Here is a 12,020-nt window from a genome sequence, read left to right as displayed (position 1 = left end):
TCGAAAATTCGGGAAATTTCAGAAGGAAAAAGACAGCCTGGTTCGCTCCATTCCAAAGTTCGCTACGGAGCGCGCTGCACGATAAGGCAGATCTTGGAAACTAGGACCCGTTGCCGGACAGAAATTCACGCCGCACGGTTTTCATGATGATGGCAATGTCCGTCCGCAGCGACCACTTCTCGATATACTCAAGATCGTAGTTGATGCGCGCAACCGCCAGCCGAGCTTCCGCCGTGCTGCCACGGCAACCACTCACTTGTGCCAGCCCCGTAATGCCCGGCCGGGCAGCATGGCGCTGGAAGTAATAGGGCACTAGATCTTCATAAATCATGTTCGCGGCCAGCATTCCCGGAACATGCGGGCGAGGCCCGACGAGGGACATATCGCCTTTCACAACATTGATAAGCTGGGGGATCTCATCGAGGCTCGTGCTGCGAAGAATGCGACCGACACGCGTGATACGCGCGTCGCCTTGCACCGTCTGCTGGACGCCTGACGCGTCACCCAGAGACGCGTACATCGAGCGGAACTTATAGATTGTGAAAGTCTGGTTGCGATATCCGTATCGCTTCTGCCGGAAGAGCACCGGCCCTCGCGAGGTCGTCTTGATCGCCACAGCGATTGCGATGAAGAGCGGTGCGAAAAATAGCAACGCCCCGCCTGCGGCAGCGATGTCGAACACGCGCTTGCCGATAGACGAAGCCGGCTCGCCATGCGGAACCCGGACAGCGCGGCGATTGCGATAGACAGTGCTGCTTCCCGCATTCTCGACAGGGCGGACCGAAATGAACCTCGAGCCCTTCCACAAAGATGCGTTGTTGTCCTGAACAAAACGCGCTGTCACTGAAGCCATAGCTTTTGCTCTCTGCTGAATTGCGGCATTCCGCCGGATGGAACCAACGCACATTCGGAGCAATCAGCATTCACGCGAGCAATCTGCTATCTCGCGTCAGCGAGATTCAAACCACTATCAAGACGCCATCCGTACTCCGTCGCTAAACTTTTCCTAAAGTTTTGTACGAATTTGGGCGCGAAAAAGGAAAGTTCGCGCATGTAGATAGCGAGACAGTGATGCAACGATTGTGCAACGCGGAATAGCTTCGAAATCAAAAGCGCTTAGACTGATTGCTGCAATTATGCGCTGCGCTTTTGTGACTGCAGCCATGCAAGATCACAAACGGTCGCAACTCTGAAATTTAGAGTCGCTTATCGAATTCAAGAGGTGCATGGTTGAGTGGATGAAAATACGCCAGCTGGCGATGAAATTTTTGGCGGTGCTGTTCACTAAAAACTAAACCACAACTTGTAAGCTCGTTTTCCGAGCATTAGTGCATCAGCTCTATCGAGCCACCAAATGATTGTCAGACTACACAAGATCGACAATACGGCGCGCGACGACTCATTCTCGTCACGTCAGCCTTCGGCGGAGCCATCGATGATCGCTGATGACGCGAACATCCTTCCATCACCGCTGCGAGCCGAGGGTCCAAATCGTCGGCTCAGAAATGGACTCATCCTTGTGAATGTGGCGGCATGGATTGCTATTATCATCGCAATCCGGGCGATTTTCTTCTAAGATTTACTGAAACCGGCGTCTTTGCCCGCTGCAATAATCACGGGTATGCTCTGACGGTTTAGGTCCGCGACGTCCCGCACGGTCGTGGAACCGCCACTCAGCTCTCAGAGCCCATGCGCCCCCGTCCCACTCACCTCCAGGAATTTGTATCTGCCTCGGCGCCACCGGATACGCGCATCTATGCAATCGGCGATATTCATGGCCGTGCAGACTTGTTGGCCGAAATCACCGAACGCATCGATGACGACCTTCGGCGCAGGCCGGTCAAATACGCGCAGGAGATCTATCTTGGCGATTACATCGACCGTGGCCCCGACTCAAAGGGCGTAATCGATCAACTTGCAGTCCGCATGGTGAGACAACACGCCATCTGCCTGCGCGGCAACCACGAGACATTTCTCGAAACATTCTTCTACGAACCCGCCGTTATCGACCACTGGATACAATTAGGAGCGTTACACACTCTTGCATCTTACGGCATCGGCTACTCTCAATTCAAAACCTCGCCCTACGATTTGCAGCAGGCACTGCTACACGCCTTTCCGCGCACGCATGAGTTGTTTCTCCGATGTCTTCGCAACAGTTTCACATGCGGAGACTTTCTATTTGTGCACGCCGGCATCAGGCCAGGGATTTCCATCGAGCATCAGCAGACAGAGGATCTATTCTGGATTCGTGATGAATTCCTCAACTCGACACTGAATCACGGCAAGGTTGTCGTGCACGGTCACACGCCGATCGAGCACGTCGAAATTCTAACGAACAGAATCAACATCGATACAGGCGCTTGGAGAACCGGAGTTCTGACGTGCATCGCCATCGAAGGTGATCGCATCATCATACTTTAATGTTGGTTTGACACTTTTTCGACGCGCGAAATCGACACTAACGACACACTGGAACTCGCCTCACATTCTTTTGCCTTCTTTGCCCGACTATCATCCCGCCCGAAAACTGGGGGCATGACCGCGACATTCGGTTCATGCAAAGATCTTATTACTCACGCGGGGTGAGACTCATGTCGTATTTCCTTCATCGCAAATCTGCTGCGATCGCCGTATGTGCAATTGTCGCCTTCAACGGCGTATCTGGCACGCTTATAAGTGCAAACGCACAAACGAAAAGCACTTCAGTCGGTTCCGCCGCGCGCACTTATATCCTCGGACCGACGGACAGAGTTCGCGTCAAGGTTTACGGCGAAGGCGACGTGACCGGCGAGTATGAAGTCGATAGCAACGGATATGTCTCAATCCCGCTTGCAGGGAGAGTTAAAGCCTCCGGCCTGACGACGCAGCAACTCGAACGAGCGATCACAAGTGCTCTTGCAAAAGGCATCGTGAAGGATCCGCGCGTAAACGTTGAAGTTGCACTCTATCGCCCATTCTACATTCTTGGCGAGGTCAAGAAGAGCGGCGAATACCCTTATCGCGTCGGCATGACGGTGCTTGATGCGATTGCAAGCGCCGGCGGATTCACCTACCGCGCTAACGAAGATAAAGTGTTCCTCCGTCGTTCCGGAAGCACTGTTGAAGAGACGTTTGCGCTTGACGCGCCGGTTCTGGTTTTTCCGGGTGACAACATTCGAATCCCGGAGCGATGGTTTTAATACAGCAACACGATGCCTCTCACACACAGCTGAAGCTGTGACATCTCATCTTGCTTGTTCCGCCATAGTCTCGTCTCTTTGGAATGCGTAATATTTTGCGACGCGGAAACAAATCGCAACACCGCGCGTTCTTAAACGCAAATCTACATCTGATGCACAAGTCACGATGAAGGTGCGCGAAGCGACTGACTCGCAAGAAGTCTGATGCTGCTGACTCTATCGGCGAGAGTGATGATTTTGGAGGCAACGGAGAGGTATCGGACGTTCGCTGTTTCCATCCAACATATGCGTCTCCCGCAAGGGACAAGTAATGAAGCGTACCGCGTTAGTGATGTTGGATTTGACACGAGAACGACCATCAGCAGCAGCTGCGGATTCTCCTCTGCTGCGAAAGTTAAAGGTCGCAAGCTGGCCGGCGACGGCGCTTGTGCTCGGCCTTGCGTCACCAGCAAACGCACAGGTGATCCAATCCACGACTGATCGAGTCGCACCACCCTGGAACGCGCAGCAAGTGTTCGAACCGAACGCGATGCCCGACCTGACCGATCCGACGACACGCGAACCAGTTCAACCCGAGGATATGCCTGTGAAAAGCCGACAGCAGCCCGGATACGAACCAGTGGGAGTCCGCGCCGGATCGTGGATGTTCAACCCGTCTCTGATCTCCGGCGGCTTCTTCGACAGCAACGTCTTCTCATCGAACACCAACCCGCAGTCCGACTTCGCTGCCGTCTTCGAGCCGAGCTTGCGTGCACATACGCTTTGGGAGCGGCATGGCGTCGATCTGAAGCTCGATGCACAGTCGACCGTATATAAAGAGAATTCGAGCCTGAATCAGACCAATGCCAGTATCAAGGGCAACTCCTGGTTTGATATCGCTCACGATCTCGCCGTTCTTACGAATTTCCAGATTGCCCACCTCAACGAAGGCGTTGGGACGGTCAGCTCGCCGGCGAATGCGATCGCACCAACGCCATATGACCTGCTGTCCGGTGATGTCACCATCCGGAAACAATTCAATCGCCTCACCACTTCGCTCGGCACCAGCGTCGATTCCTACGACTACGGATCGACCCGCGCGCAGAATGGTGCTGTCATCAACCAGGACAGCCGTGACGGTCAGATTTACGCGGTCCACGGCCGCGTCGATTACGCATTCTCGTCGAACCTCGGCTGGTTTACCTCCGTCGAGGGGAATCAGCGCAACGTCCGCGGCAATCCCGGCCAGCCGCTCGACTCACAGGGGTATCGGGCGCTTTCGGGCTTCACGATCGGGTTCAGCAATCTGATCACCGGCGAAATCGGCGGCGGCTATGTCAACCAACGCTTTATCGATCCCACGATCGGAACGATCCAGGGACCGACTTATCGCGCGATGCTGACCTGGCGGCCGACGCGGCTTGTCGACGTGCACTTGAAGGCAGAACAACTCGTCACCCAAACGTCAGACACGAGTGCAACGGGTGTGCTAGCGAACGCAGTGCAGGTCGGCACCGATTACGAGTTGCGTCGCAATGTTATTGTTTCTCTCGCAGCCGGTTATGAGAATGACCGCTTTTTTGGACAACCGCGCATAGACAAGGTCACAACTACCGATGCGCGTATCAAGTATCTTATCAATCGATACGGAGCGATTTCGCTCTTCCACAGATATTCAGAACGCAACAGCAATATTCCCACCTTCAGCTACGACAAACATCAGGTCGGAATAAATGTTACAGCGCAATTCTGATTACGATCATCAGCTCCCGGATAATCCTATCGGATCAACTGTCGGAGGCTGGCAACAGCCCACGGTAGATCTACGGGAGCTCGTCCGTATCCTGCGGCGGCGCTGGAGGGTCCTTGCGGCGGTGCCGGCGGTGCTGCTTGCTCTTGCGCTCGCCTATGTGACGGTTGCCACCACGCGCTATACGGCAACATCGACGGTGCTGGTAGATCCGCGCCGCGCGAATGTCGTTGACAACAGCAACCAGCAGGTGCTGACGAACTTCGGCACCGACGATGCCACCATCGAGAGCCAGGCGCTTCTCATACAGTCGGTCGCGATTTTGCGGCGTGTCGTCGAGAAACTAAAATTGACCGCCGATCCGGAGTTCATTCCGCACGCCAGCTTGCTCGATCCGATCCTCTATCCGATCAGACTGCTGCTCGCCGGCAGCGCTCCATCGTCCGGCGCAAGCGCCGAAGATGCCGCGATGGCGAGATCCATTGAAATCCTTCAGAAACGCATGAAGGTGCTGCGGCAGGGAACAACTTTCCTTGTCGATATCAATATCAGCTCGGAAGAGCCTCAAAAGGCCGCCAAGATCGCCAACGCCATCGCCGATAGTTATTTCGAGGAGCAGGTTCGCGCCAAATACGACGCCACCAAGATCGCCGCGAGCTGGCTGAACAGCCAGATCGAAGGACTGAAGTCGCGCGTCGTTGCCTCCGAACAGGCGGTGGAGAAGTTCCGCGCCGACAACAACCTCTCGGTTGCCCAGGGCGTGACCGTCAACGATCAGCAGATCACCGATCTCAACAACAAGCTCATCTCTGCGCGCGTGCAGACGGCCGAGGCAGGGGCGAAATACGATCAGGTCAAGCAACTGGCGAAGTCAGGCGGCGACCCCGGCAGCATCACGGCTGCGATTTCCTCGGACATGATCACCAAACTTCGCACGCAATACGCCGATATTGCGAAGAACGAAGCTGACCTGACCAGCAAATACGGCCCGCGTCATCCCCTGGTGACCAATGTTCGGGCGCAGCTGCAGGACACTCAGCGCCTGATCAATGAAGAGATCAAGCGTATCGTCGGCAGCACGCAGCACGATTACGATGTTGCCAAGTCACGGGAAGCCTCATTGAAGCAGAGCCTGGATCAGTTACAGGGCGTCTCGACAACGTCCGGTGAGGCACAGGTCCGTTTGCACGAATTGCAGCGCGAGGCCGAAGCCAATCGGACCCTCTACGAGTCCTATCTCGCGCGCTACAAGGAGACTTCATCGCAAGAGAGTCTGGAGATGCCGGATTCACGGGTCGTGACCCGCGCCGGCATTCCGATCCGTCCGTCGTCTCCCAAGACGATGCTGATCCTGGGTCTTGCGCTGATGCTGGGTCTCGGCGGCGGATGTGTGATCGCCTTCCTTATGGATTATCTCGATCGCCGCATTAAGACCTTGGAGCAAGCGGAATCCATTTCCGGCGTGCCTGCCCTCGCGGCCGTGCCGTTGATCGGAGCCCGCGAACTCGCTGCGCGCGCCAAGCGCGGACATCGCGAGTTGGATCATTATGATCCGCGCAGTACGAAGCTTCTGCCTCCCGCCCTACAACCTCCCCTGATGCGCTATGCCCTCGAAGAGCCTGGCACCTTCTTCGCTGAGGCGATCCGCTCCGTCCGCTTGGCCCTGCAGCGCACATTGAGAATGCAGCCGGTCAAAGTCGTGCTTGTCACCTCGGCACTCGATGGTGAGGGAAAGACGACGCTAGCTGCGAACCTCGCCCTGTCGCTCGCCACCTTGGGGATCAAGACACTTCTCATTGACGGCGACCTTCGCAATCCTGCGCTGACCCGCGCGCTGTGTCCGCATGCCGATGCGGGGCTGCTTGAAGTCGCCACCGGGCAGGTATCAGTGGAGCGCGCGCTGTTGCTTGACCGTAGCACTGGCCTCTCGATTTTGCCGTCACCAGCCATCAGAAATGTCGATATCATTACCGAGTTGATGTTCTCGGAGCAGATCGTCGATACGCTGGATCATCTGCGCCAACGGTATGAGTTGATCATCATCGACTCGCCGCCTCTGGTGCCATTGGTCGACGGTCGCGCGCTTGCCGAGATTTCTGATCGGATCGTGCTCGCACTTTCCTGGGACCAGACGCCCGAAGAAGTCGTCTCGCACACTATCGATCTGCTGGGACCGGTGTACGACCGCATCCTCGGAACGGTTCTGACTCGCGTCGATCTCAATCGCTTGCGTTTCTACGACTATTACCGCAGTTCGGCGTATCTCAAGCCTTACGGCTCAGCGGCACTGAATCCCGGGGCGGCGGAATGAGATACTATCCGCCAGCTATGGGACGCGCGCGCGCGTTTCCCGGTAATCCGCGCGCGTTGCCGCCGCGCGTGAAATATCCGGCGCTGAAGCCATATCGCCGGGCACCGCCTATCCACGGGACATCTGTGCGGACCGGCCTCTCCATCAATACGCTGATCGTTGGATTGATGCTGCTCGCGGTGATTTCGACGTTGACGCTCTCAGCGGGCATGCTGGCCCACTGGAAGATTCACTATCTGACCAACGGCGGCGGCTTTTACGAAAAGCTGCATCCGACGACGTACTTTACCGTACTTGCGTTTTTCCTGTTGCTGATCCGACATGGCAATCCGATCGGGGAGCTCGATCGCATGTTTTCGCGATCGAAGCTGCTAATTGCCTACCTTTTGTGCTGGGCTTTCCTGTTCGTGCAGGTGGTGGTCCTGAAGCGCCCCTTCACAGTGATCATTGACACGTTCTTATTGCCGGTCCTGCTCTGCCTCGTCATGTGGCAACTGACCCCGCAGCAAAAAAAGCCATTGGTCTGGGCGTTTCATCTCATGATCCTGCTCAATATCGTCATCGGCTATTATGAGTATTTTTCCGGTCATCGGCTGATTCCACTTACCCTCGGCGACATTGTTGTTGTGGGAGAGTGGCGTTCCTCGGCCCTGCTCGGCCACCCGCTGACCGCGTCCGGCCTGATCGCCGGCTATATTCTTGCACTCGTTCTGCGTCCGTCACTTTGCCCTCCCCTCGTTGTACGCGTCCCGCTCATTGGGTTCAGCCTGGGATCGTTGATGGCATTCGGCGGCCGGACTGCACTGGTGACAGTGCTGGCGGTGATCGGTTTGCTTGCCGCACGGGAATTGTTGCGGATGCTGCGTGGCGGCCAGGCACCGCTCCTCGCCGTCATCGGCGCCATGTGCCTCTTGGCCGCCGCCGGCGCCGTCATATTTGCCGCCCTCGATGCTGGTATCTTCGACAAGATGTTGCTGCGGTTCTCTTCCGACAAAGGCAGCGCATTGGCACGCTTTGCAACCTTCGATCTTCTCTCGCACTTTGATTGGCACGAGCTTTTGCTCGGACCTAACGTGGCTCGGGTGAACGCGCTGCAGATGCAGCTCGGGCTCAACTACGGCATCGAAAACTTCTGGATTTCGTCGATCGCCCAGTTCGGCATCATTCACACGACGGTGCTGACCCTGGGACTATTGGGCCTGTTTACCGAAATCATCAAACGTTCGGTTCCAGCGATCTGGGCGATTATCCTGCTGATCCTGATGATCGCCGCGAGCTCGGTGAGCTTCTCGTCGAAAAACATCCAGCTCGCACAATTCATTATTCTGATCACGCTGCTTCTGCCGAGAGAACGGGCATTCACTACAAAACCGACGCAGCTTCGCTCCGCGATCAAGTTTGCACCTGTGACGTGAGGCCGGACACTCATGCCTATCTATGTTGATCATACGCATCTGGGGCGTCATGTGACCGGCCTTGAGCGCATCACCCTCGAATTGTTTTCACCGGCCTCGCTTGCCCCGCTGGATATCGTTCCTGTGGAAGCGACCGGCACCGGCGGCATGATCACAACCCAGACATTTGGCTTGCCGTGGCGTATGGCCGGATCACCGTCCGTCTTGTTATGTCCCGGCTTTCCCCCGAGCCCGCTCTTGCGCCCCTTTGCATCACGCGTTCTGCCTTATATCCATGACGTTTTCCTGCTATCGCGGCGGCAGGACCTGAATGTTCGAGCAAAGCTCTACATGGCAGCGCCCTTCAAGCTCGCCGTGCAGAATTATCCGCGCTTCTTCGTAAACTCCGCCGATACCAAGCGGAAACTGCTCGACTATTGCCGATCCGATGCCGAAATCACGCTATATCGGCCTCCGGTACGCAACGTCTTCGATTTGGAGCCCGGCGACCGCGCCGGACGAAAGGCGAGGAGTTCCTCTCTTCGCCTTGTGACGCTCGGCACAGTCGAACCTCGCAAGAACTTCGTGGCCGCGGCGCGAATCGTGTCCGCTCTGCGCGAACAGGGATTTATCGATACGACGCTCGAAATCATCGGCCGGCGCGGCTGGAGCGATGACTGGCAAACGCTCGAACAGTGTCCCGGCGTCGTTCTTCACGGTTATCAATCCACGGAACGGGCCAACCAAATCATTCGCGACGCAGATGTTTTTATCTGCACGTCGCACGAAGAAGGTCTCGGATTACCTTTGCTCGAAGCACAATATGCCGGCCTTCCGGTTGTGGCACCGGACGATTCCATCTTCCGCGAAGTCCTTGGTGATTCAGGTATCTTCATCGATCCGACCGATCCCGCCCGGGCTGCGGCCGAAATTTGTCATGCCATCGGTGCGAGCGACTGGCGCAGGTCGCATATCGAGCGCGGTGAGCACAATCTTTCACGATGGAACTCGCTCGCGGCGGCCGACCGCAGAACGGCCATCGATCTGATCGGACGATTGGCCCGATCTCCCACACAGATGCCACAGATATCTGCACAAACGAGCCAATCTTCACAAGCAAGCTCTGGCGATCGGAGTGCATCCTGACCGCTTTTGATGCGCTCCTCGCCTCTCCACCAATTCTTGTTGACCGCCTCAGTCGAAATAGAAGCCAAGGACACGTTTCTTGCAGACCAACAAGGACACGATGGACAATCTCGACAGCTTGCGGATCATCGCCGCCTGCGCCGTCGTGGTTCTGCATTATGCCGACTACGTCAAAGACCATCCGCCCGGGCGCTTCATGGTTGCGCATACCCAGCACCTCAATCTGTTTGTCGACCTGTTCTTCGTGGTGTCAGGCTTCGTGATCGCCAGCCAGTATCTCGGCAAAGTCGATACGCCGGGCGCTGTGATGCTCTTTCTCTGGCGCCGGCTCGCGCGGATCTACCCGCTGCATCTGGCCACGCTTGCGTTCTATGTCGTGATCGCACTCGCGCTGTATCTTGGACTAGCCAAGTCCGACAATCCCGCGCGCTATCCCCTGCACGACATCCCGGCTCAGCTTCTATTACTTCATGCGCTGGACGGAGAGCGGCTGACGTTCAATTTCCCCAGTTGGTCCTTGTCCGCGGAAATGTTCTGTTATCTGGCATTCCCGATCGTTGCGCTGTTTCTTGCCCCGCGCCGTCGGCTAGTTGCCGCGCTTGTCATTCTGTTGATGCTTGCCAACACCATCTACGCTTCCGCGACGGGTACCGGCCCCTGGGCAGAGTGGATCAATAAGGGTGGCGTCTTCCGCGCGTTGCCGGGGTTTAGCCTTGGGATTGTATGTTATCTCTACCGCCACGAAATCGCGCGCTGGCCGGCCGTTCCAGGTCTGCTCGTTGTTGCGCTTGTCGGATTTATGCTGTTTGGCTGGTTGCTGCCTGAGATGGCAGGCTTGATTGCGGTGTATGCGATCGCCGTTCTCGCGGTTCAGTACGACAGTGCACGACGCTCCAGCCTCCTCACCCGACTCCGCCTTGATCGCGGCGCCGCCTACACTTACTCCTGCTACATGTTGCATATCCCGATTGCGACCGTCGTACTGACGTTCGGCGCGCGCTTTGCGGACGCGCATGCATTTCCGGGCGGAAAACTAGCATTGCTTCCTGTCGCAGTATCGGTCCTCGCTGTCGCCAGCATCCTGTCCTATCACTACTTCGAAACGCCCCTGCGCCGATATTTCAACGGCGTTTTCGATCGCAACGTCACGCGTGATATTCCGGCCACGGCGGCTCTCCAGCAGGAGAGATTGCGATGATAACCGCGACGCAGACGCAAATCTCCGCGGATTGGATCCAGAATTCACATGCGCAGACCCGGGTCGCCGGCCGCGATATCGGCATCGACACCATGCGCGGAATCGCAATTCTCATGGTGATCGGGATCCACTCGATGCCGCAGCCGCTCGACCCGTTCTGGGGAAAGATCGTTGATGCGGCGTTGCGCCCCTGCGTTCCCATCTTCTTGTTTGCCTCTGGCTACCTTACCGCCCTATCGGGGCGCGTTGCGCTCGGAAGACGGGTCAAGACAGCCGTGATTCCGTATGCGATCGCGTTCGTTGCGGCATATGTCTATATGGCTTGGCACAATCCGGCGATGGATCATCGCATCACGACAACCGTCGCCCGTTTTGTTCTCGCCTATGTGTTCGTCTACTATTACGTCTTCGTCTATGTCGGCTGCACGATTTGCCTCTGGCTGGTCTTCCGCATATCCGATGCAAACTCTCACCAGACCCAGCAGCGCCTGGCCATTCTGCTGGCGCTCTCGATTTTGGCCGGCCTTGTGGTCGGCAGCTATCTCGATCCGTTGCTCCTTCACAGAGGGTTCTCAGAGTCCTTCGTGCAGGAAGTCCGCCTGCGCGACATCCCGTTCTGGTTCTCCTTCGTTGCACTTGGCGCGCTTGTTGGAACCTCCAGCGCGGGACTGGCGCTGAGAGATAGCCGGCTCCTGATCACGACTGCGACGCTGATCGCTTACGTGACCTATGCCGCGGTCCGCGTTGCCGGAATCGGCGATGCGGCCGACTATGATTCAACCGCATTCTTTGCCTATGCCGCGCTTCTCTCCATTCTGCTGCTTGGTCTTCACCCGCGAAGCCAATTTCTGGCGTCCATCGGATCGGGCAGCTACTTCATCTACCTCTGGCACATCTTCGTGATCATGATCCTGAGAGACCATTTTTCATTGCACGAGTCCGGCGCTGTCACCGACTTTGCAATCACCTATGTCACAACTGCCGTGATCAGTATCTTCGCCTTGATGATTATCCGCCGTGTCGCATCCGCGCGCGTATCGCATTGGTTGGGAGCCTGACC

9 protein-coding genes are annotated in these 12,020 nt (G+C 56.7%); 8 read left to right on the top strand and 1 reads right to left on the bottom strand.

What is annotated here, in order from left to right; all coding sequences use genetic code 11:
• Positions 1-100: 100 nt before the first annotated feature.
• Positions 101-853, bottom strand: coding sequence for a sugar transferase (locus ACP0KA_RS17095; RefSeq protein ID WP_424629928.1), 753 nt, complete (start codon positions 851-853; stop codon positions 101-103).
• A gap of 836 nt (positions 854-1,689) precedes the next feature.
• Between ACP0KA_RS17095 and ACP0KA_RS17090 the strand changes: the two genes are divergently transcribed.
• The 8 genes from ACP0KA_RS17090 to ACP0KA_RS17055 all read left to right on the top strand — a co-directional run bounded on the left by ACP0KA_RS17090 (position 1,690) and on the right by ACP0KA_RS17055 (position 12,018).
• Entirely contained in the window at positions 1,690-2,424 is a 735-nt protein-coding gene (locus tag ACP0KA_RS17090; RefSeq protein WP_424629927.1) for a metallophosphoesterase, read from the top strand.
• A gap of 170 nt (positions 2,425-2,594) precedes the next feature.
• Positions 2,595-3,182: a polysaccharide biosynthesis/export family protein gene (locus ACP0KA_RS17085; RefSeq protein WP_424629926.1), complete on the top strand. Its 588-nt coding sequence runs from the start codon at positions 2,595-2,597 to the stop codon at positions 3,180-3,182.
• A gap of 643 nt (positions 3,183-3,825) precedes the next feature.
• A complete protein-coding gene (locus tag ACP0KA_RS17080; protein WP_424629925.1) occupies positions 3,826-4,914 on the top strand; it encodes an outer membrane beta-barrel protein in 1,089 nt (362 codons plus the stop codon).
• Positions 4,895-7,222 (top strand): Wzz/FepE/Etk N-terminal domain-containing protein, encoded by a 2,328-nt coding sequence (locus ACP0KA_RS17075; RefSeq protein ID WP_424629924.1) that lies wholly within the window; start codon positions 4,895-4,897, stop codon positions 7,220-7,222. Before ACP0KA_RS17080 ends, ACP0KA_RS17075 begins: the two co-directional genes overlap by 20 nt.
• Positions 7,219-8,637: a VpsF family polysaccharide biosynthesis protein gene (locus ACP0KA_RS17070; RefSeq protein WP_424629923.1), complete on the top strand. Its 1,419-nt coding sequence runs from the start codon at positions 7,219-7,221 to the stop codon at positions 8,635-8,637. The genes ACP0KA_RS17075 and ACP0KA_RS17070 overlap by 4 nt, the downstream gene beginning before the upstream one ends.
• 12 nt (positions 8,638-8,649) lie before the next feature.
• Complete coding sequence (locus ACP0KA_RS17065) at positions 8,650-9,762, top strand: glycosyltransferase (RefSeq protein WP_424629922.1); 1,113 nt, start codon at positions 8,650-8,652, stop codon at positions 9,760-9,762.
• 79 nt (positions 9,763-9,841) lie between these two features.
• Positions 9,842-10,960 (top strand): acyltransferase family protein, encoded by a 1,119-nt coding sequence (locus ACP0KA_RS17060; RefSeq protein ID WP_424629921.1) that lies wholly within the window; start codon positions 9,842-9,844, stop codon positions 10,958-10,960.
• Positions 10,957-12,018, top strand: coding sequence for an acyltransferase family protein (locus ACP0KA_RS17055; protein WP_424629920.1), 1,062 nt, complete (start codon positions 10,957-10,959; stop codon positions 12,016-12,018). Before ACP0KA_RS17060 ends, ACP0KA_RS17055 begins: the two co-directional genes overlap by 4 nt.
• Positions 12,019-12,020 lie beyond the last annotated feature (2 nt).

The sequence above is a fragment of the Bradyrhizobium sp. SYSU BS000235 genome (assembly GCF_049747295.1).
Lineage (GTDB): Bacteria > Pseudomonadota > Alphaproteobacteria > Rhizobiales > Xanthobacteraceae > Afipia.
The sequence above is the reverse complement of the archived record's forward strand: the minus strand, read 5'-3'. Positions and strand labels throughout refer to the sequence as shown.

What these genes read in the sequence shown, in the direction of transcription:
- ACP0KA_RS17095 (WP_424629928.1), bottom strand. Translation starts at nt 853, where the DNA reads ATGGCTTCAGTGACAGCGCGTTTTGTTCAGGACAACAACGCATCTTTG.
- ACP0KA_RS17090 (WP_424629927.1), top strand. Translation starts at nt 1,690, where the DNA reads ATGCGCCCCCGTCCCACTCACCTCCAGGAATTTGTATCTGCCTCGGCG.
- ACP0KA_RS17085 (WP_424629926.1), top strand. Translation starts at nt 2,595, where the DNA reads ATGTCGTATTTCCTTCATCGCAAATCTGCTGCGATCGCCGTATGTGCA.
- ACP0KA_RS17080 (WP_424629925.1), top strand. Translation starts at nt 3,826, where the DNA reads ATGTTCAACCCGTCTCTGATCTCCGGCGGCTTCTTCGACAGCAACGTC.
- ACP0KA_RS17075 (WP_424629924.1), top strand. Translation starts at nt 4,895, where the DNA reads ATGTTACAGCGCAATTCTGATTACGATCATCAGCTCCCGGATAATCCT.
- ACP0KA_RS17070 (WP_424629923.1), top strand. Translation starts at nt 7,219, where the DNA reads ATGAGATACTATCCGCCAGCTATGGGACGCGCGCGCGCGTTTCCCGGT.
- ACP0KA_RS17065 (WP_424629922.1), top strand. Translation starts at nt 8,650, where the DNA reads ATGCCTATCTATGTTGATCATACGCATCTGGGGCGTCATGTGACCGGC.
- ACP0KA_RS17055 (WP_424629920.1), top strand. Translation starts at nt 10,957, where the DNA reads ATGATAACCGCGACGCAGACGCAAATCTCCGCGGATTGGATCCAGAAT.